The organism is Nocardia sp. NPDC005366 (genome assembly GCF_040606855.1).
In the GTDB taxonomy this organism is placed as follows: Bacteria; Actinomycetota; Actinomycetes; order Mycobacteriales; family Mycobacteriaceae; genus Nocardia.
Genome location: NZ_JBEXFQ010000044.1, coordinates 25,617 through 44,032, shown reverse-complemented (window position 1 = coordinate 44,032; position 18,416 = coordinate 25,617). Strand labels below are relative to the sequence as shown.

20 protein-coding genes and 2 tRNA genes are annotated in these 18,416 nt (G+C 64.2%); 9 read left to right on the top strand and 13 right to left on the bottom strand.

Translation table 11 applies throughout. From position 1 onward, the window contains the following. Positions 1 to 364: hypothetical protein (locus ABZS43_RS32650; protein ID WP_355039847.1), on the top strand; the 364-nt coding region annotated here is incomplete at its 5' end. After that, positions 361 to 972, top strand: coding sequence for a winged helix-turn-helix domain-containing protein (locus ABZS43_RS32645; protein ID WP_355039846.1), 612 nt, complete (start codon positions 361 to 363; stop codon positions 970 to 972). The genes ABZS43_RS32650 and ABZS43_RS32645, both read left to right, overlap by 4 nt. Positions 973 to 1,855: 883 nt before the next feature. On the opposite strand, the gene ABZS43_RS32640 is transcribed toward ABZS43_RS32645, so the two are convergent. After that, positions 1,856 to 2,608 carry a GntR family transcriptional regulator gene (locus ABZS43_RS32640; RefSeq protein ID WP_355039845.1) on the bottom strand — a complete coding sequence of 251 codons (753 nt, stop codon included), beginning with the start codon at positions 2,606 to 2,608 and terminating at the stop codon, positions 1,856 to 1,858. A 545-nt stretch (positions 2,609 to 3,153) separates the two neighbouring features. Here ABZS43_RS32640 and ABZS43_RS32635 point away from each other — a divergent pair. The 3 genes from ABZS43_RS32635 to ABZS43_RS32625 are packed head-to-tail and all read left to right on the top strand — an operon-like array spanning position 3,154 to position 6,210. Further along, entirely contained in the window at positions 3,154 to 4,824 is a 1,671-nt protein-coding gene (locus tag ABZS43_RS32635; RefSeq protein ID WP_355039844.1) for a replication initiator, read from the top strand. A gap of 13 nt (positions 4,825 to 4,837) precedes the next feature. Continuing rightward, a complete protein-coding gene (locus ABZS43_RS32630; protein ID WP_355039843.1) occupies positions 4,838 to 5,014 on the top strand; it encodes a hypothetical protein in 177 nt (58 codons plus the stop codon). Continuing rightward, entirely contained in the window at positions 5,011 to 6,210 is a 1,200-nt protein-coding gene (locus tag ABZS43_RS32625) for a tyrosine-type recombinase/integrase (RefSeq protein ID WP_355039842.1), read from the top strand. The genes ABZS43_RS32630 and ABZS43_RS32625 overlap by 4 nt, the downstream gene beginning before the upstream one ends. Positions 6,211 to 6,270: 60 nt before the next feature. On the opposite strand, the gene ABZS43_RS32620 is transcribed toward ABZS43_RS32625, so the two are convergent. The 9 genes from ABZS43_RS32620 to ABZS43_RS32580 all read right to left on the bottom strand — a co-directional run bounded on the left by ABZS43_RS32620 (position 6,271) and on the right by ABZS43_RS32580 (position 11,909). Then, positions 6,271 to 6,351 (bottom strand) — tRNA-Arg (locus ABZS43_RS32620). Between the two features lie 29 nt (positions 6,352 to 6,380). Next, complete coding sequence (locus ABZS43_RS32615; protein WP_355039841.1) at positions 6,381 to 6,650, bottom strand: hypothetical protein; 270 nt, start codon at positions 6,648 to 6,650, stop codon at positions 6,381 to 6,383. Positions 6,651 to 6,670: 20 nt separating this feature from the next. Beyond that, the gene (locus ABZS43_RS32610) at positions 6,671 to 7,801 is read right to left on the bottom strand and encodes a site-specific integrase (RefSeq protein ID WP_355039840.1); all 1,131 of its coding nucleotides are present in this window, start codon (positions 7,799 to 7,801) and stop codon (positions 6,671 to 6,673) included. Continuing rightward, on the bottom strand, positions 7,801 to 8,460 hold the full coding sequence (locus ABZS43_RS32605; protein ID WP_355039839.1) for a helix-turn-helix domain-containing protein: 660 nt from the start codon (positions 8,458 to 8,460) through the stop codon (positions 7,801 to 7,803). The genes ABZS43_RS32610 and ABZS43_RS32605 overlap by 1 nt, the downstream gene beginning before the upstream one ends. Beyond that, positions 8,457 to 9,167: a helix-turn-helix domain-containing protein gene (locus tag ABZS43_RS32600; RefSeq protein ID WP_355039838.1), complete on the bottom strand. Its 711-nt coding sequence runs from the start codon at positions 9,165 to 9,167 to the stop codon at positions 8,457 to 8,459. Before ABZS43_RS32600 ends, ABZS43_RS32605 begins: the two co-directional genes overlap by 4 nt. Continuing rightward, on the bottom strand, positions 9,164 to 10,198 hold the full coding sequence (locus tag ABZS43_RS32595) for a helix-turn-helix domain-containing protein (protein ID WP_355039837.1): 1,035 nt from the start codon (positions 10,196 to 10,198) through the stop codon (positions 9,164 to 9,166). Before ABZS43_RS32595 ends, ABZS43_RS32600 begins: the two co-directional genes overlap by 4 nt. Before the next feature lie 351 nt (positions 10,199 to 10,549). Beyond that, positions 10,550 to 11,068 (bottom strand): hypothetical protein, encoded by a 519-nt coding sequence (locus tag ABZS43_RS32590; RefSeq protein WP_355039836.1) that lies wholly within the window; start codon positions 11,066 to 11,068, stop codon positions 10,550 to 10,552. Then, on the bottom strand, positions 11,065 to 11,478 hold the full coding sequence (locus ABZS43_RS32585; protein ID WP_355039835.1) for a helix-turn-helix transcriptional regulator: 414 nt from the start codon (positions 11,476 to 11,478) through the stop codon (positions 11,065 to 11,067). Before ABZS43_RS32585 ends, ABZS43_RS32590 begins: the two co-directional genes overlap by 4 nt. Next, positions 11,475 to 11,909, bottom strand: a complete 435-nt coding sequence (locus ABZS43_RS32580; RefSeq protein ID WP_355039834.1) for a hypothetical protein — start codon at positions 11,907 to 11,909, stop codon at positions 11,475 to 11,477. The genes ABZS43_RS32585 and ABZS43_RS32580 overlap by 4 nt, the downstream gene beginning before the upstream one ends. Before the next feature lie 282 nt (positions 11,910 to 12,191). On the opposite strand from ABZS43_RS32580, the gene ABZS43_RS32575 reads away from it, so the two are divergent. The 4 genes from ABZS43_RS32575 to ABZS43_RS32560 all read left to right on the top strand — a co-directional run bounded on the left by ABZS43_RS32575 (position 12,192) and on the right by ABZS43_RS32560 (position 16,437). Beyond that, the gene (locus tag ABZS43_RS32575; RefSeq protein WP_355039833.1) at positions 12,192 to 12,506 is read left to right on the top strand and encodes an antibiotic biosynthesis monooxygenase; all 315 of its coding nucleotides are present in this window, start codon (positions 12,192 to 12,194) and stop codon (positions 12,504 to 12,506) included. After that, a complete protein-coding gene (locus ABZS43_RS32570) occupies positions 12,499 to 13,701 on the top strand; it encodes a helix-turn-helix domain-containing protein (RefSeq protein WP_355039832.1) in 1,203 nt (400 codons plus the stop codon). The genes ABZS43_RS32575 and ABZS43_RS32570 overlap by 8 nt, the downstream gene beginning before the upstream one ends. A gap of 1,061 nt (positions 13,702 to 14,762) precedes the next feature. Beyond that, on the top strand, positions 14,763 to 15,221 hold the full coding sequence (locus tag ABZS43_RS32565) for a helix-turn-helix domain-containing protein (RefSeq protein WP_355039831.1): 459 nt from the start codon (positions 14,763 to 14,765) through the stop codon (positions 15,219 to 15,221). Positions 15,222 to 15,249: 28 nt separating this feature from the next. Further along, positions 15,250 to 16,437 (top strand): PIN domain-containing protein, encoded by a 1,188-nt coding sequence (locus ABZS43_RS32560; RefSeq protein WP_355039830.1) that lies wholly within the window; start codon positions 15,250 to 15,252, stop codon positions 16,435 to 16,437. 167 nt (positions 16,438 to 16,604) lie between these two features. Here ABZS43_RS32560 and ABZS43_RS32555 read toward each other — a convergent pair. The 3 genes from ABZS43_RS32555 to ABZS43_RS32545 all read right to left on the bottom strand — a co-directional run bounded on the left by ABZS43_RS32555 (position 16,605) and on the right by ABZS43_RS32545 (position 18,411). Then, positions 16,605 to 16,680: transfer RNA gene (locus ABZS43_RS32555), tRNA-Arg, on the bottom strand. Between the two features lie 106 nt (positions 16,681 to 16,786). Beyond that, positions 16,787 to 17,506: a DUF305 domain-containing protein gene (locus ABZS43_RS32550; RefSeq protein WP_355039829.1), complete on the bottom strand. Its 720-nt coding sequence runs from the start codon at positions 17,504 to 17,506 to the stop codon at positions 16,787 to 16,789. Beyond that, positions 17,506 to 18,411 carry a DUF3105 domain-containing protein gene (locus ABZS43_RS32545; protein ID WP_355039828.1) on the bottom strand — a complete coding sequence of 302 codons (906 nt, stop codon included), beginning with the start codon at positions 18,409 to 18,411 and terminating at the stop codon, positions 17,506 to 17,508. Before ABZS43_RS32545 ends, ABZS43_RS32550 begins: the two co-directional genes overlap by 1 nt. Positions 18,412 to 18,416: the final 5 nt, after the last annotated feature.

The following is an 18,416-nucleotide window of genomic DNA, read 5'->3' as shown; positions in this document are numbered from 1 at the left end:
TACGCCAACGCGGCCACCCACTTTCACCGAACATGCCGATGGTGTGGCGCCGCTACGCGATGCCACACCATCACAGACTTCGAGACAGAACCTAGGTCTGACCCTGGGCATTCCGATCGGCGCCTACCACGAGATCTACGTCGCCCCGGAACTGTCGCACCACGAGCAACATCGAATCGAGGACGCCGCGTTGCCCGTGACCGGGCCGCTCGCCGCAGCCTTCCTGCTGGGAGCGTTGTTGATCGCGGTCTGCGCCCTGGTCGCACCACGTCCCCGCATGGGCCGCGCCGGCGGAGCCCTGATCGTGCTCGCGGTTCTGGCCATGGCGGTGGCGGAAGGTCTACCCGGGGCGCGCTGCGTGTGACGGTCGACGGCCGCCCAGCGGCCTTGCGCGGGCCCATGCAGGGCGCGGTGCTGGCGCGGCTGGTTGTGGCCGCCGGCGCGGTGGTGTCGGCCGATCTGCTGATCGAGGATCTGTGGCAGGGTGAACCGCCGCCCAAAGCCTCGAGCGCACTGCAAGCCCATATCTCCTATCTCCGCCGCGCCCTCGAACCCCATCGCCCGCCCCGTGCCCCCGCCCGCGTGGTGATATCCCAAGCTCCCGGCTATGCCTTGCGCGCAGAACCCACCACCGTGGACGCCTGGCATTTCGAGCGCCTGCTCGCCACCGCCGCCACCGAACCCGACTTGTCGACCCACTACCGAGCCCTCGGCGCCGCACTGTCCCTCTGGCGCGGCCCCGCCCTTGCCGCCTACGCCGACTCCGACTGGGCCGCAGCGGAAATCACCCGCCTCCTGCCGCTCTTGCTCCCGCTTCCAGCGGCGTGCTGTCAGCCAGGGCCCGAAAGCCACTCCGATGAGCGCCATCGACGGTCCGATCAGCGCGACTGCAATCCCCATCCGTACCTCCTGACCGCAGGAACCGGGTTGGTGTGCAACCTGCGTGCAAGCTCTAACGGCCGAAGGCGGTGAACAGGGCTATAGGCGGACACTCGCCAATACTTCTCGGAGATACGAAAAAGGCCGTCTACCAGTGGTCCTGATAGACGGCCTGCGGTGCCCTCGGCAGGATTCGAACCTGCGGCCTTCTGCTCCGGAGGCAGGTCAGGGGCAGTTTCCGGGGTCTTCGGTGGGGTGCTGGCGTATCGAATCGCGGGGTTTCGTCCGGGTCTGTCTGCTCGTGTTCGGGGCGCTTGTGTCACCTTCGTGTCATCGGAATGTTCGGGTGACTTCCCTTCCCCTGCTTCCTCATACTGGCCATCCTGAGCTGAGGGAGGTCGTGTCAAGGGCGCTCTTTCCCTTGACTCGGCCGAGTGAGGTCAGACAATCGGGCCATGAGGAGGCAGGGAGCTACGCAACCACTCTCCTGCACCTGACCGCCGGTTTCACTCAGCAATCCATCTACCCAGCTCGGCCGGTTCTTCGAGCGCTCTTGACGGGACTCGGGGCCGGTATCGGATCGGCTGGGATCGACCACGGCTCGGTGTGCGGTAGGTGGTCTCCGAGGCAAGCGAGCGAAGCTCGTGCGGCAGCCCGTTTGTGAGTCGACCGGATCGCGGCGCCGACGATATCGGCTCGACGGGGCCAGTCCGGATCGGGCTCGACGGATTCTCTCAGCAATGCCGACGCGGGCAGATGTGTGCCTGTCTACGCTTCGGAGGTGATGCGGGAGTCCGCGGTAAGTCGGTAGCGCCCCGGCGGCGATCCCGTCCGCCGACGCACCGCCGCGCCGGTGCCCGACGAGCCTGCGAGGAGGGTGCCGTTGCGTGGCGTGCGCGGCGGCGGCGCGGAGCGCCGCCGGGGCGCTCTTGACTCTATATAGCGAAATTCAGCAACCACTCCAGGAAGCGCGGTTCTAGGCTTCTGTGCTGATCGGGTACTCATTGACGATCAGTGTCCGGTCGGCTGGCCAGATCGACTCCGCGACTTCGAGCACGGTGCCATCTTCAGCGCTTGCGCAGTGGACGACATGGACGACGGGTGCACCATCCGCTAGGTGGAGTATCGAAACCTCTTCGGAGGTGGCGGGCCGGGCGATCAGGCGATCCAGGGCCTTTGCGTAGCGTTTCCCGGACAGCTCTTCGATGCAGAGAAACAGGGCCTTGGGAACGACGGTGGGCATCTCCAGGTAGGTGCCAGCGGCGATCTCCATCGGGATGTAACTCGCGCCGATCTCCTCCGGGCGATTGGTTTCCTTGTCATAGAGATGGCGTCGCCGGGTGACAACCTCTGTCGTGCCATCGGGGAAAAGATCCACGACATGTGCCGGAACTGGCTCGACTCCTGCGAACACGATTTCGTGGCGAAGGTGCGGAGTCAGCAACTTCTGATCAGCGCGTGCGCGGCCGTAGTGTCGCCATCCAGGGCGCTGGAGTCGATCAGTCTCCTTGACAAAAGTGCCGATTCCCTGACGTGACTCGATCAGCCCTTCGGAGATAAGCACGCTGAGCGCCTGTCGCACTGTCGGAAGGCTGGCGTCGTATCGGCGGCCTAGTTCCTGCGCGGTTGGCAGCTGCTGACCTGGCTGGAGCCCGCCAGCATTGATCTCCTGTCGGATCACTTCCGCGATACGTCGGTACTTCGGCGCGAACGCACTGGTGTTGTCCACGTATGCCCTTGTCTTTTTCGTCGTCGTATGCATCTAAGTGTAGGTCTTCATGAAGACTTGACCACCCCCGGGTTCGGTGGTCTACTGGTCTTCAGGTCTTCATGAAGACTTAAAGACCCTCGACAGGATGTTTGCAGACAACGGGGGATGAACGAGACGACTCCCCGGCGATTCGTAGTCGCAGGGGAGTCGGTGCCGAAAGTGGGCGGCTACCCGCTTCGGTCAGTGCCTCATACGGATTGGAGTCCTCGAAGCATGTCCAGTGTAGAGCGTATTCAACGCGGCGGCGGTGGCGTGATGGCGACGAAGCGGAGTCGTGTCGAGTCGAGTCGGGCGCGTTATCGGCGGGAGCTGAAGGAGGCCCGCGAGGAGGGCGCGCGGCTGAGGGCGGCGGATTTGGATCGGCGGGCGCGTGAGGCGCTGCCGTGGGAGGGCGACGGAGCGGACGTGTGGTACTGATGAGCGAAATAGGCACTGCCCGAACGGTTTCGGCTCCGCTGGGCGCTGTGGCTCCGAATCGGCAGACAGCGGCTGAACGTCGCGCGATGCCCGACCTTCGGAATATCGCCGAGGACGCGGCCGAGAAACACGACGTGTGCGCGCGGGTGGTGCCGATGCGGGCGTTCGACCCCAACACCGCCCGCGTCTCCTACATCGGCGCACCCTGCAAAGCCACCGTGGCCTCCACCTGCCCCGCCTGCGCGAAAGCGAACAAGGGCGTACGGGTGATGCAACTGCGCGAGGGGTGGTGCGCCGACCACGAACCCGTCACCCCCGAACCCGTCGTCACCGAAGCGCAAACCGAGGTGCTCGGTGCTCGGGCGGCGCTGTTCGACTCCTTCCACGACGCTCGCCGCGACGGTGACGGCGAACTCGCGGACGCGATAAAGACTCTGGTGGCCGACCTCGACACCGAGCTGCGTGAACTCGGTGTTCGGGGCCGCCTCCCAGCCCTGGAGGAGAAGCCCCGCCGCAAGGCGAAGTCGACCAGGCGGCGTGACGACCTGCCCGACCTGCCCCGCAAGAAGGTCGCCCGAACCACGGTCGGCACCGCCTACGCCGACGGCAGATACCGACCCTCCACGTTCTGGACCATGACCATGGACTCCTACGGCCAGATCAACCGCGTCTGGGACCCCGAGGGCGGCAAGGACAAACGCGGAGCCTGGGTGTCGGACGGCTCACCCGTCGACCCGGACACCTACGACTACCGGCGCGCTGCCCGCGACATCATGCACTTCAAAGCCCTGTTCGAGCGGTTCGTACAGAACCTCCGCAGGGCGGTCGGATGGAACGTGCAGTACTGGGGCTCGGTCGAACCCCAGAAACGCGGCGCACCCCACATCCACCTCGCCATCCGAGGATCGGTGCCGACGAACCTGCTCTACGCGGTGACCGACGCGACGTTCGTCAACATCTGGTGGCCCCACTTCGACCACGAGGTCTACACCGACGACGCTATGCCGGTCTGGGACCACCAGGCAGGCACCTTCACCGACCCACGCACCAAGCGGGCGTTGACCTACTGGGATGACGCCCTGGACGTGATCGCCTCCGTGGACGAGATCGAACCCGCCCACACGATGACCTTCGGCGGCCAGTCCAAGCCGGTCCAAATCCTCGCGGGCACACCGAAGATGGATCAGAAGGTGGCCTACCTGACCAAGTACCTCACCAAGTCCGTCACCGAAGTCCTGGAGGCCGACAGCGCGCGCGTGAACCGCCACTACGACCGGTTACACGCCGAACTCCAACGCACTCCGTGTTCGCCCACCTGCGCGGTGTGGCTGCGCTACGGCATCGTCCCCAAGGGCGCGACCGAGAAGACCCAACCCGGACACTGCCGAGGCAAGAACCACCGCCGAGACCTGCTCGGCGTCCCGGGCAAACGCTGCGTGGCCTCCACCAAATGGACCGGCAAGACCCTGCCCGACCACAAAGCCGAACGCATGGAATACGTGCGTGAACGCCTGGCCGAGATCGGGATCATCCCACCCGACACCTCCCACCTGCGCATCACGCCGGTCGGTCCCGGCGACCGTGACGCGCCCCCACGCTCACACCTGGTCATGGCGGCGGTCGCGGCCCAGATCACCCGCCGCGCCCAATACGCCACCGCCCAACTCGCTCGGGACGAAGGACCGCCAGGCGGCCTGGTTTCACGTGAAACCGTTGCAGCCCAACAGAACTCGACCGGACACCCGGTCGCGGCATAAGGAGAAACCCGCCATGTCCAAACTGCTCAACGAGACCGAGGTCCGCAAGCTGATCCCGATCGGGCACAGCAAGTACTACGAACTCATCGGCACCGGGCAGCTCCGCTCGGTCAAGATCGGCCGTCGCCGGTTCGTCACCGAACAGGCCGTGACCGACTACATCGCCGGACTCGACCAGGCGGCAGCATGAGCCGTCAGCAGTTGCCTCCGCAGATCACGAAGGTGACTGTGGTGGATCGGCAATCGGGCAAGTCGGTGATCCGGTACCAGGTACGGGCGGATGCCGGTGTTGATCCGACTACCGGTCGTCGGCATCAGGTGCGTCGGCGCTATCGCACGGAGCGAGAGGCGCGGGACGCTCTCGTGCGGTTCATGTCCGATGCGGTGTCCGGGGCCTTCGTGCCGCGCAAGGATGTGACGGTGGAGGAGGTGTGCGCGGACTTCCTTAAGAGTCTGCATTGGGCTCGCCCGACCACCCTGGCGGGCTACGAATACAACCTGGCACCGCTGAGGGAACTGCATGGCGGGCTGCCGGTTCAGAAGCTGACCAGGAAGCACGTGGACGACTTGGTTGCCGGGCTCAAGGCGGGCGGGACGAAGACCGCCAAGGGGAGAGTCCGCCGACCGTGGGCCGCTCGGTCGCTCAAGCGAACCGTCGAGACGACTTCGATGGTGCTGGACTATGCCACCGAGCGGAAGTTCCTGACTGCCAACGTCGCACGTGCGATCAAGCCGAAAGCTGGCCGCAAGCGCAAGCCGGTGACCTACACGCCTGCGGAGGTCTCGAAGCTGCTGGCGAGCCTGGATCAGGACCGGGACGGGCACCTGTGGTTCCTGGCGCTGTGCGGGCTGCGGCGGGGTGAGCTGGGTGGGCTCCGTTGGAGCGGCGTCGATCTGAAACGCAAGACGCTGACCGTGCACATCGGCCGGTCGTCCGCTGGTGGGAAGGCGGTCGAGGATGATCCCAAGACCGAATCCGGGACTCGGACCCTGCCCATGGATGACGAGATGGTTGAGGTGCTGCGGCGGGCGCGTCGTCGGCAGCGAGCGGACCGGATGCAACTGGGGGAGGCGTATCGGGACGGCGACTATGTGGCGTGCAACGAGGACGGCACCCCGTATCACCCGGACACGATCACGCATCGGTGGGCGAAGGCGGTGAAGCGGGCCGGTGTGCGCCACATCCGTCTGCATGACGCGCGTCACACCTGCGGAACGACGATGCACTTGCGCAAGGTTCCGTTGGCGGTGATCGCGGCGTGGTTGGGGCACGCGGATGCCAGTGTCACCGCGCGGATTTACACGCATTCGCAGGATGACGCTCTGCGGGAGGCGGCGCGGACTTTGGGGGAGGTTGTGTCATCTCGTGTCATCGACGCGGGCTGATGGCTCGGACGAGAGAGGCCCCGGACCGGTCATGCGCTGGTCAGGGGCCTTTGTCGTGTGTGCCCTCGGCAGGATTCGAACCTGCGGCCTTCTGCTCCGGAGGCAGTGAGTATCTATGCAGGTCAGAGGCTTACAGAGGGCAGTGCGTGCAACTCACGTGCGATAGCGGGTTACTTGTTGTCCAGCGCCCGGATGAGTAGATCCTTGACTTCGGCTACGGATTCCTCGATGGACCGCACCCGCGAGTTGGTGTCATCGAGCTTGGTTTCGATGCGACCGACGCGGCTGTCGACCCGTTCGATTCTCTCGCCCACTTGGTCGAGCCGCTCGCGGGTCTGCTGGCTGAGAGCGTTGACGGTAGCCAGAACCGCGCGGTAGTCGGCTCGTTCGGCCTCGAGCGCGGCAGCCCGAGCTTCGAGTTCGGCGAGCGTAGCGGACATAGCCTCCAAGAGTACCTGCATTAGTTCTTCACCACGATCGACTTGGGCAGCGGTGCTGCGGTTCCGCGAGCGGCCAACTTGCTCAACTCGGCCGCGATCTCTTTGTCTCGGCCGTCGACGGCGTGTAGGTACCGCGAGGCCGCGACGTCGGAGGCGTGACCGAGCCGCTTCTTGAGATCGGCCAGGCTGGCGCCGGTCGACGCTGCGAGGGTCTGACCGGTATGCCGGAGGTCGTGGAACGTGACGCTCACCCCGGCGCGGTTGCGGGCACGGGTGAACGCCTTCCGGATCGCGTCTCCGCGCATCCGGTCGCCGCCGCGGCCGACGAACAGCCATTGCTTACCCGCCCACTTCTCCAAGTGCTCGGCAAGGTACGGCTTGAGATGCGGGGGAATCGACACGGGCCGCTTGCCCGCTGGCGTCTTCGGGTCCTTGTCGAACTTCCGCGGTGACTCCAACAGTTCGACGCGGTTCCGTCGAACCCACACCTCGTTGTTCTCCAAGTTGAGGTCAGCGACGGCCAGACCGCATATCTCCCCGCGGCGAAGCCCGCACCATGCCGCGAGCAAGACTGCGGCACGGTACCTCGGAGTGATCTTCTCGACCAGATCCGCGACTTCGGCGACCGACGCAACCGGTCGCTCTTGGGCCTTGTCGGCGCCAGCGCCCTTGATGTTGAACGGGTTCGCTCGGATCGCGTTGTCCCGGATCGCGCAGTTCATCACGGTACGACCAAAACGGTAGGACTGGGCGATAGCCGTGCGGCCACCCTTGCCCGCGAGAACTTTGGCGTGCCAGCTGCGGACTACCGGGCCGGTGATGGCGACCAGGGACAGGTCGAGCAGATCCACCATGTGCAGGCGCATGTTCCGCCTACAGTCCTCCGCCCACTTCTCCCCGATGTTCGGGTTGTGCTCCAGGTACGCCGCGGCGTAGTCGCGGAACTTTTGGCGCCCGAGGTTGCCGTCGATCCACACGCCCTTGCTGATCTCGGCTTCGATGTTGACCAGCCAGCGGTCCGCGTCGGTCTTCGTGCGGAAGGTATTCGGTGCGTTCTGTCGCTGCCCGTTGGGGCTGGTGAACGATGCCTGCCATCGGCCCGAGGCCAGCTGGCGGACCGCACCGAAGCGACGGCGAGAACTCTTCGGCATCAGGCACCGACCTGGCCACCGTGCCACGTGACCGAGATCGGCTCGACTCGTCCGGCCTGGGCGAACGCTTCCAAGTCACCGACCGAGAAACGGACGTGACGGCCGACCTTGTAGAACACGATCCGGCGTTCGGCGACGATTCGCCGGATGAACCGCTCGGTGGTCCCGAGGTAGCTCGCGGCTTGCGGCACACTCAGGTATTTGGCGTCGGTGCGATCTTTGCCTCCGCTCATGGTGGTCTCTCCGTTTCGGTGCGGCGCGTTGGTTCGTACGGTGGTGCGCTGCGGGACAGCGGGTGTCTCATCCGGTGCGTAGGTGTCCCGCCCGGTGCGCACCGTGTCTCCCTGTGGGACAGTCGGTGTCCCGTGGTGCGCACCGCTGTCCCGCGCGGTGCGCTCGACGGTGCGCAGGGTGTCCCGCCCGGTGCGCACGTTGTTACTTGACGTGACATCGAACAGTGGTTCGGGATCGGTACCGGTCGGTCGGTGTTGGTTGGTCGGGTAGGCGTCGGTCGGCGTCGACGCGCTGGTGGTAGGCGTCGGGTAGGCGTCGGCGCGCTGCGTGGCGTCGACGGTGGGCGTCGGCGCGCTGGTGTGGTGCGCGCCGCTGTCCCTGCTGTCCCGGGGTGTCTCACCGGTGGTGTGTAGTGGTTCGCTCACGCCACACCCCACGGTGTGATGACAGGGACGTTCGGGTCGGTGAGATCGTCGTAGTCGACTGCGGCGATTCGTAGCGCACTGTCGTTGTCGAGGACTCCGGTGCGTGTGAGTCGGTCGACGGTGCGCAGAACCGCGTCGGGCTGGGTGTCTCCGGCGCACACCCAGAGCAGTCCGCTCCCGAAATCAGGCGCGGTGCGCACCGCGCGCACCACCGTTTCGGTGAGGTTGCTGGCTGTGGGGGAGCTGCCGATATCGACGCGCACCGCGACTAGCGAGTCTCCGAGGTGCGCGCGCCCCTCGAACAAAAACCGGCCTTCGTAGCCCTCGAAATAGCGCAGTTCGCGTTCGGATTCCCACTCGAACATCCCGGTGGCGCCCAACGCGATCCGCGTCAACGCCGTGGCGCGCGCCCGCACCGACCACAAGCGGGAAGGTGTCCAGTCCGGGAGCGGACGGCCGAGCATCTGCCGTATCGCCTTGCGGGTCGGCACAATCCACTTCGGACCGGCACCGACCTTGCGCAGCGGTTCCACCATCCCGCCCTCGCGCAGCCCGGAAAGCATCTCGTAGACATGATTGCGGCCGGTGCCGAGGAGCTTGGCCAGGACATCGGGTTGCATCGCGCGGTGCTGTACGACCGCGAACAGGGCTCGCGACTCGCGGCCGGTGGCGTAGTAGTAATCGTCGCGCAGTTCGTTGCTGGTCATGACACATCCTTGGAGGCAGGCGAAGGGGAGAGGTTCGGGACCGATGTCGCGCGCACCGCTGCCCGGTGACCGAGGAACTTCGTCCACTCGGCGTCGAAATCGTGTAGGGCCAAGTGCATGTCGAGCTTGGCCAGCTCGTCGGGGAGTCGGTCGACGGCGGCCATGACGGTCTTTTCGACCGTGCGCCCGCGGTAGAGGTAGAGAATCCCGATCATGGGTTCGGGTTGGGCGTCGCGGGCGGCCCAGATCGCGCCTCGTAGGGCTTTGTCCATGTTCGATGCGCTTTTCTGGGTCCGTTCGACCTCGACCGCCCACCACCCATAGGTGCCGCTCACCCGGCCGAGGAACCGGCCGTCGTGGATATGTCCGGTGGAGTCGAACCTCGACCTCGACCGGCGCCGCTCGACTTCTGCGTCGTGGCGTAGTCGACGTTCGGAAACCCACCGGTGCGGGTCGGACCCAGCGAGCATGATCCGGGCCTGGGCGACGGCACGGTAGTGCTCGACGTCTTTATCCGGTGGCTTCCACACCGTGTACGGGCGCCAGCCGAGGTATGACGCCGCGGTTTCCCCGGTCGGTACCACCCACTTCGCACCCGCCAGCACCTCGACCGGCTTCGTCACCAGCCGATCGGCGTACATCTGCTTGACCAGCCCGTAGACATGCGATTCGTCCATGTTCAGGTACCAGGCCAACACGTCGGTCTGCATCCCGTACAAGTCGACCAAACCAGCGACCGCGGTCGTACGCCGTGCCGTCCACAGCGACGACGCACCCGACTTATCCGCGATCAGCCGATGCGCCGACGCACGCGGCAATCCGACCCGCTCAGCGATCTCACGCACCGTGAAACCGGCCTCTCGCAAGGCGGTAGCTTCACCCAGCACCACCTCGACCTTTGGTGCCGCGATGCCCAGCTGTCGCGCGATCTGTTGGTAGGTGGCTCCGAGATCGCGCAGGTGTCGGATGCGCTGGTCCCGTTCGTCCGGCACCTTGCCTCCACCCGCCTGCTCCCTCTTCTTATGGTTCATCAGGAATCGACCCCCTTTCTGCTGGAAGAGCGTGGAAAACGTTGCATTGCAAGAAGACCGAAATTTCGAGGACTTCTTCACCCCATAGCCGGACCGCTCGAGACGTCTTGGGCACCGTGGATGGCCGTAGAAGTCCCCTGAGTGCGGTCTGTGGCCATGGCTATCCCCTTTGCTGGAATTCGTGGAAGACGTTGTATTGCAATCAGACCGAAGAGACCGGTCTCGTCTCGACGCCCTGGCGGTCCTATCTCGGACGTCTTTGTCTCGTCTTGGACGTGCTCTGTCCACCGGTGTCTCGTCTATGTCCGGTTGCGGCCGTGCGGTAACGAAACCCGGGTCACGGCCGCGCGTTCATCGGCTGCGCTCGACACCGTGACCGCGGCTGTAGGAGCGGTATCGGTCCGGCTGCTGGGGGTGGATGTCGCGTTCTTTGAGTGGTGAGTTCTGGTCGACCCAGGACATGAGCGCGCGCATGCGGGCGTTGGTGTGGATCGTTGTACCGGCCGCGGGCGGAGTGTCGGCGCCTCGTTCACCAGGGCGAGGTTGTGGATTCGGTGCGGGCGGTGGTGGCGGTGTGGGCAGTGGTCGGCGTCCGTTGGTGCGTGGTTGGGCAGGGCCGAACATCTCGCGTGCTTCGACGCCGGGGAACATCGCTTCGAGGACCTGGCAGTAGTCGGGGTAGGGCAGGTCTTTGAGTCCACCCGAGCACCAGCGGGCGAGGGTGCCCCGTGCGGGTGCGTGGCCGACCATCCACGGCGCGTGTTCGGCGGCGGCCTTGTCGAATTCGTGGCGAAACTTCGAGTGGGTGTACCAGAACCGTTCGCGCAGCATCGCTTTGAGTTCGTTGCCCTCGGTCTGCGGGCGGGTCATCGGGTGTGGTCCAGTCCGTCGCCACGACCGCGGCGCTGATACACCGGCTGCGGCAGTGGTGGTGCGGGTTCGCGCTCCCGGTCGGTACCGCGGTTCGGGTGGATGTCGGCTTCCTTGAGCGGAGAATGCGCGTCGACCCACGACATCAGTTCCCGCATGCGGTCACTGGCCCGCCAGTCGTGTTCGCGGCGTTGGGCTATCGCGTCGGGCCATAGCTCCGACTCGCGCACGCCCAGCGTCACAGCGGTTTTGAGCATGTTCGCCGGGTACGGAGTGCGGCCGAGCTGGACCCAGCGTTCGACGGTTTTGGGGTCGATATCGAGCTGTTCGGCCAGCCGCTCGATGGTCAGTCCGGCCTCGACCATGGCATTGCGCAAACGGTGATTCGGTGTACGTCGCTGCTGGCTCATCGCGAGCGCTCCACACCACGTTTGCGGTTGTGAGACCGGTTCCGGTCGGGTTCGCGCTGCGGGTGGATGTCGCGTTCTTTGATCGGGGAGTGCGCGTCGACCCAGGACATCAACTCGCGCATCCGTTCTTGCTGGGCGCGTCCCTTCTCCGGGGTTTCCTGGCGGGTTTGCGTGGTCTCGCGATCTCGCCGGGCCTGGAGTTCGTCGAGATCCTGACTCGCCGCGAGGTGCACCGCGTCGGCGTCACGCCGAGCCTGGACACGTTCGTCGCGGTCGGGGTGATCGGTGTGCCATTTCCGTTCGATGGCATCGATCGCGGCCTGTGACCTGGGGCGGGCGGGTATCGACCACCATGCCGACTTCTCGAACGCGGTATTCGCTCCGAGCCCGTACCAGCGAGGAGCCTGGTCGGATCGTTCTACACTGGACATGCTTCAGCGACCTCTCATCCTGAAGTGAATTCGGGGCGGACGAGCATCCGCCCCGGTGCATCGGCTCCTCAGTGACTGCGAATCACTGAGGAGCCTTTTGTGTCTCTAGCGCCGACTTCTGCGATCGGTTGTGAGGTCAGCAACAGACACCTATGGAGCGTAAGGGGTACTTTAGTGTGTGTCTAGTACAAAAGTGTGGATGTCTGGAACCCGCACTTAAGTGCGGGCGCCCCGTACCATCGGGCCACGTAGGACATCCATCCCGGACTAGGAGGACTGGACATGTACGCACTGGTCGTACGCTTCGACCTGAGAGATCCCGCGAGCGCTGAGGCGTTCGACGTCCTTGTTGCCGACACGGTCCGACAGATTCGCGACCTGGAGCCGGGCACTCTCTCCTACGTCACGCACCGGGTGGAGGGCGAGCCTCTCGCTCGACTGTTCTATGAGGTGTACGAAGACCGTGCGGCCTTTGACGCACATGAAGCGCAGCCTCACACTGTCCGGTTCCTGACCGAGCGGGATCGGTTCATCGTGACAACTCGTGTCGAGTTTCTTACTCCAACCTCGGGCAAGGCGCTCCCTGGCCATGACTGAACACGACGTCGAAATCGGCCGCAAGATCGCAGCCCACCGAGTACGAAAAGGGTTGTCGCAAAAGGAATTCGCGCCGCTCATTGATCGGTCGGAGACGTGGCTGTCTCAAGTCGAGCGGGGAATCCGAGCCGTCAAGGCGCTTGATGTGTTGGAGCGGATTGCGGCAGTACTCGATATTCCGCTTGCGGAACTTGCGCCAAATGCGCCCGCGGTTGCGGCCGAACAGGTGCCATCAGAAGCGGTGCCGTTGCGGTCGCTGCTGAGTGCCAACTTCGGCCTGCGGGCTCTGATCGACGCGAGTTCAGGACTGGTGGCCGATACGGACAGCTTGGAGAGCGGCACTGAACAGGCATGGACCCTGGCCCATGAGGCCAAGTACGAGGAACTTATTTCGCTGCTTGAGGTTCTGTTGCCGCGCCTGGAATCTGCGGCTGCGACCGCGACCGATCCACGAAGTGCTTTCGCGCAACTTGCCCGGTGCTACCACGCATGCGCCGCCGCCCTCGCCAAACTGCGGCAGTACGACGCCGCGTGGGTGGCGGCTGATCGGGCGATATCTGACGCCGCCCGCGCCTCTGATCCGCTCCTGATGGGTGAAGGGGCATTTAGGCTGACGCTTATTTTCCAAGGTGCGAATCAGCTTGACCAGGCTGAACACACGGCTGCTACCGCGCAGGCAGCATTGAGCGAACTTGCGGCACAGGGTGCTCCGGAAGCCTTGAGCGTCTTCGGTGCCCTCACGCTTCAACTGGCCATCATCGCGGCGAGGACTGACCGAACTGAGGAGGCGCGGAGGTTCATCGAACAAGCGCGAGTCGCCGCGACTCGTCTCGGTCGAGACCGCAATGACTATCACACAGAGTTCGGGCCTACCAACGTCCAGCTGCACGAGGTTGCCGTTGCGGTTGAGTTGGGTGATGCAGGCGAAGCAATCAGGATCGCGGCCGGTATCGATGCGTCTCGGTTGTCGGCTGAGCGTCAAGGACGTTTGGCAATTGACGTGGCGCGCGCCTGGACGCAGCGACGGAATGTGGACCGGGCCTTGTCGGCGTTGGAGACAGCTGAGAGCGTGACCCCTGAACAGGTTCGCAGCCACAGTCTTGTCCATTCCAGTGTTCGTGACCTCATGCGTATCAACTCGTCCGCTGGACCGGCGTTAGCCGATTTTGCCCGTCGCATCGGCATGGACGTGTAGGTAGGCGTGGCGACCGTCCACGGCGTGAGAAGTCCCCTCTTAAGAGGTAGGTCTGACCGCCGCCGGTCACCGGGACAGTGTCCAGAATTCTGGACATCCGAACTTGATGCATATGCCTCAAGTTGAGTCCTAGGCATCAACTATCAGATCGACTCCCATGCCTCAAAATTCCCTTGTAAGAGGTAAGTCTCAGTGCCGCTCGCGATGGCTATCATTTGATGCCTATGCGCCAATTCTTACCTCTTACGAGGTAACTCTGGTACCCACCCGAACCGCTCGGCTGCGAGCCGCCGCGCGGGCATCCCGATAGCTGAACATTTCCCCTCGTAAGAGGGGAGACGTCGTTCGCGTCTCCAACGCCGCGATCCGATGATGCCTAGGCATCAAGGCTTTGATGCGCAAGCCTCGGCTTTCCCCTCTTACGAGGTAATTTCGTGCGTGGCTGCGGACCGATCGACGGCCTTACCTCGTAAGAGGTAAGAACTCCTAAGGGAAGTGCCTTCGACGCTGTCCGGTTTCGTGGATGCCTGGTTGATGCCTACGCATCAAGTTGACGCGTAGGCATCAACCAGACCGGCGCCTACGCATCAAAAATCTCACCTCTTAAGCGGTCACTTGCCCAGCGGTGCTCACCCTCCTCTTGTGGTCATCTCCTCCGGTTCCGCACCTGCCCGTACACGCCTCGACACCCAGACCTTCTACTCACCTTGCGTGCCCTAGACGCAACTTTCACATCCCTACCCAACCCGCTCCCAACCCCTCCTCTTGTGGTCTTCCCCTCCCTTCTGGTCTCTCTCTTCCGTTCGCTCACTGCTCACTTGATCTCTTCTCGCCTCTGCCTGCCCCCACGCTGATTCTCTAAATACAGCGAAGCGTTAGAGAATCAGCGTGGGGGCAGGCAGAGGCGAGACGCCGAAGGCGCAGGTCAAAGCAAGTTCGGGGGATCTGTCTCGCTTATTCTTGGGACTTCTCGTCTGCGGGACATCTGCGAGACGTCTGCGAGACATCTGCGAGACGGTGAGTCGCCTTGCGTGTTCGTTTTTTTCGTTTTAGCTTTGAATATGGCCGAAGTACTGCACCACACCGTCCTACCTTCCGCAACGGACGAAGATGACAGCTTGCCCCTGCTCCGGGACATCCTCGCCGGAGACGGCGATGTCTCGGTGGCGTCGGCCAGCGCGGCGGCGCCTCTGCCAACCGCGGTCAGGACGGTGCTTGCGGACGCGGTCGCGGCGCTCATGGCTGGGCAGGCCGTCACTATTCAGCCCCAGCGGACTGTGTTGACCACTCAAGAGGCGGCAGAGATCCTCGGGATCACCCGTCCGACCCTTGTGCGATTGCTGCGTTCAGGCAAGATCCCGTTCACAACGCCCGGGCGACACCGTCGGGTTGAGTTGGCCGATGTGCTTGAGTTCCAGCAGCAGTTGCGGAAGCGTCGACGCGAGGTCCTTGAGGAGATGGCTGAGGAGTCGGCAGGCGATCCGGACGAGGCTGTTGACGGCTTTTTCGAGACCCGGTAACGGAGAGAATGTTATGCCAGGGTTTCGAGTGGTCCTCGATGCGTGCGTGATGATTCCGCAGACTCTCAATGACTTGCTGTTGACGTTGGCCGACGCTGAGCTGTTCCAGCCGGTGTGGACGCCCGACCTGCTTGACGAGGTCGAGCGAAATCTGATTAGGAAGCTCAATGTGCCAGCAGAACGGGCACAGCGAAGAGTTGCTCAGATGCGAACCGCGTTTCCGTTCGCGGAGGACGAATCGCGTGGTTACAGGGAGTTGATCCCTGCGATGACCAATGATCCGAAAGACCGCCACGTGCTGGCAGCCGCCGTCATTTCAGGCGCTAGCCTGATCGTAACAGCGAACCTAAAGGACTTTCCCAAGTCTGCGCTTGAGCCGCTGGGAGTCGAAGCCATCCATCCAGATGAGTTCTTGCGCGATCAACTCGCCCTCGACCCCGCCGCTGTGCTGAGGTCTATGGGTGACCAAGTGGGCCGCAACCAGCGCCCCCCGCAGACCGTCGGGGAACTGCTTACGGCCTTGATACCGCTCACGCCCCGATTCGTGGAATCCGTGCGTGCCCTGCTGCCCGCGCAAGACCAAGCAACATCCGGCGATGAGTCGACACCCCAAATCGTGTCGCTGTTGGAACTTACGGACGAACAGATCGAACTGGCTGACCCTGCCCTGCACGCCTGGCTTGCCCACCTCCGGACAATGTCACCGGAGAGGCTCGTAATGTTCGATGACCATCGGAAACTGGTGCAAATCGCGTGGGACTTCTTACATCCGGCCGTCAGAGATGGCGACCTGCGGTCGGTGTGGTCGAAAGTAGACCTCGACCTCAGACACTCGCTGGCGAGGAAGTGGGTGCAGGACAACCATCGCGATATCGACCGGAACCGCTGGAATCCCAGCGAAGTAGTGAACGCGCTCACTTCCCCCGACCCGGAGCATCCCCTTTGGCATCACTTCGAAAGAGTCTATGTGCGGAGTTTCAGAAGTGTTCTGCCTCCGGCGGAACACTGGGGGATCGGTGCTGAAGCTGAGATCGTAGGCCCGGACTTGGAAGTCTTGTACCTCTACGACACCTCTGCCCTTGAAAACGGCTGGACGTGGCGAGGTGAAGTGCAGCTGGTGTTTCCACTTCTGATGCGCCTGGTCGATGGCCAATGGCTTTTGCGCAACCTCGGATCAAAGGAAGACCCGGTGGAGCTCTACTCGACCAGTCGGTAGTAAATCTATGGGTAGATCGCTGGGGCCTCGACCGCGCGCTGCCGTGCAACTCGCGTGCAAGATCGACCGGTCGAGAGGGGCAACCGACGGCTACCTACGGTCAGTCGAGAACCGGGCAGCTGGGCTATCAAAAAGGCCATCCACCTGGAGATTTGGTGGATGGCCTTTGGTGCCCTCGGCAGGATTCGAACCTGCGGCCTTCTGCTCCGGAGGCAGACGCTCTATCCCCTGAGCTACGAGGGCGGGATAGTTCTCGATCGGCGGCTAGCCGTCGGATCGGGCGGGGAAAGCGTATCGCATCGTCTGCCGTCCGCCAAAAAGCGGGTGGGGCCGGGTTATTTGGTTCGTCTCAGTTGAGGGGGAGTGGTGCGCCGCCCCGTGCGGTGAGGAGTTTCGTGATGAGTTGGGATTCGTTTTTCTGGGTTTCGGCCATGGTGGCGGCGAGGGTGTGCACGGCGGTGGTTGTCGCGTGTTCGGCCGCGTATTCGATCATGGCGAGGCCGCCCTGGTGGTGGCGCAGCATGAGCTGGAGGAAGAGCGGGTCGAGGTCAGCGGATTGCCGCAGGGCCGCGAGTTCGTCCGCGGTGGCCATGCCGGGCATGGTCGCGGTCGGGCCGGTCATGGTGTGGTCGTGGCCGCCGGTATGCGATGCGGTCATCCAGCCCATGTAGCCGTCGACGCTCTGCGCGGGCTTGCCCCACAGTTGCAGCCAGCCCTGCATGCGCCCGATCTGGGCCTGTTGGGTGGTCATGATGTCGTAGGCGAGGCGGCGCACGTCGGTGTCGGTGGAACGCATCAGTGCGATGCCTGCCATCTCCACCGCTTGGGCGTGGTGGGCCGACATGTCCTGGGTGAAGCCGATATCGACGACGTCAGGGTCGGGTTCGGAGGCTCCGTCGAGCGGGATGCGCGCGAGGGTGCCCATGGCGAAGCCGATGAGGATGGCGCCGATCGCGCCGAGGACGAGTAAAGCGGTGCGTTGGCGACGGATTTGCGCGATGAGTCCTGTCCCCGTCGCGTCGCCGGGTTCGTGCGAATCCGAACCCGGATTCCCGGGTGCGGACTCCATTACCGCCCCTGCGCTGGTTGCGGTTGCGGCGCCATTCCGGTCGGCAACGACGGCACGCCCGGAATATTCGGCATGCCGGGAAGCCCCCCGCTACCGCCGCTCAGCTCTGCCGTGTCGGTGATGATGCCGGATCCGTCCATCTGCACCGCGCCGGGGCCGACCGGCGATGGATCGAACGGGGTCGGGTTGTCGCGGTCGAAGTACGGATTGGAGCAGTCCGCGCCGACTTCGGGGTAGGCGAACTGATTCTGGCGAAGCGCGGTGATGAACTGGTTGATCCGCTTGTCGTCGGGGCTGTCCACCTTCAGTTGGTGGCCCCAGGATTGCAGCGAGACCGCCTTGTCGAGCCCGGGGTAGGGCGACATCAGCGTGTACGTCTTGCCCTCGACCTTCTTGCGCAAGGTCTCGATGCCCGCGGCGTCGACCTTGTCCGGGTTGTAGGTGATCCAGACAGCGCCGTGTTCCAGCGAGTGCACGGCGTTCTCGGAGCGGATCGCCTTGCTGTAGACCACCCCGGTGCATGCCGCCCACGCCTGGTCGTGGGGACCGCCGAAGGGCGGGGTCTGGTCGTAGGCCACCCGTTGGGTCGGATCGATATGTTTACCGGCGCCCTGCGCGTAGTCCTTCTTCAGCACGCCCTCGATCTGGTCGGAGGGATCCTTCTTCTGCGCGCTCGGCGTGAACTTGTCGAGGTCGGCCCGCTCGCGGTACTTCGGGACCAGGCTGTAGGCCAGTGCGCCGACCAATGCGATGATTACCACGGCCGCGCCGATGGCCAACCACGGGATCTGGCGTTTCCCCGGAAGCCGGCTCTTGCCGCCGCCCCCCTTCTTGAGGGAGGGCGAGCCCTTCCCTGCGGCTCGGACGGCCTTGGCCGACTTCGAGGCACTATTGCTACTCGGCATCGCTC

Coding starts and splice junctions, on each gene's coding strand:
- ABZS43_RS32565 (WP_355039831.1), top strand. CDS start 14,763: ATGGCCGAAGTACTGCACCACACCGTCCTACCTTCCGCAACGGACGAA.
- ABZS43_RS32600 (WP_355039838.1), bottom strand. CDS start 9,167: ATGACCAGCAACGAACTGCGCGACGATTACTACTACGCCACCGGCCGC.
- ABZS43_RS32625 (WP_355039842.1), top strand. CDS start 5,011: ATGAGCCGTCAGCAGTTGCCTCCGCAGATCACGAAGGTGACTGTGGTG.
- ABZS43_RS32585 (WP_355039835.1), bottom strand. CDS start 11,478: ATGAGCCAGCAGCGACGTACACCGAATCACCGTTTGCGCAATGCCATG.
- ABZS43_RS32580 (WP_355039834.1), bottom strand. CDS start 11,909: ATGTCCAGTGTAGAACGATCCGACCAGGCTCCTCGCTGGTACGGGCTC.
- ABZS43_RS32630 (WP_355039843.1), top strand. CDS start 4,838: ATGTCCAAACTGCTCAACGAGACCGAGGTCCGCAAGCTGATCCCGATC.
- ABZS43_RS32615 (WP_355039841.1), bottom strand. CDS start 6,650: ATGTCCGCTACGCTCGCCGAACTCGAAGCTCGGGCTGCCGCGCTCGAG.
- ABZS43_RS32635 (WP_355039844.1), top strand. CDS start 3,154: ATGCCCGACCTTCGGAATATCGCCGAGGACGCGGCCGAGAAACACGAC.
- ABZS43_RS32545 (WP_355039828.1), bottom strand. CDS start 18,411: ATGCCGAGTAGCAATAGTGCCTCGAAGTCGGCCAAGGCCGTCCGAGCC.
- ABZS43_RS32610 (WP_355039840.1), bottom strand. CDS start 7,801: ATGCCGAAGAGTTCTCGCCGTCGCTTCGGTGCGGTCCGCCAGCTGGCC.
- ABZS43_RS32590 (WP_355039836.1), bottom strand. CDS start 11,068: ATGACCCGCCCGCAGACCGAGGGCAACGAACTCAAAGCGATGCTGCGC.
- ABZS43_RS32595 (WP_355039837.1), bottom strand. CDS start 10,198: ATGAACCATAAGAAGAGGGAGCAGGCGGGTGGAGGCAAGGTGCCGGAC.
- ABZS43_RS32550 (WP_355039829.1), bottom strand. CDS start 17,506: ATGGAGTCCGCACCCGGGAATCCGGGTTCGGATTCGCACGAACCCGGC.
- ABZS43_RS32575 (WP_355039833.1), top strand. CDS start 12,192: ATGTACGCACTGGTCGTACGCTTCGACCTGAGAGATCCCGCGAGCGCT.
- ABZS43_RS32570 (WP_355039832.1), top strand. CDS start 12,499: ATGACTGAACACGACGTCGAAATCGGCCGCAAGATCGCAGCCCACCGA.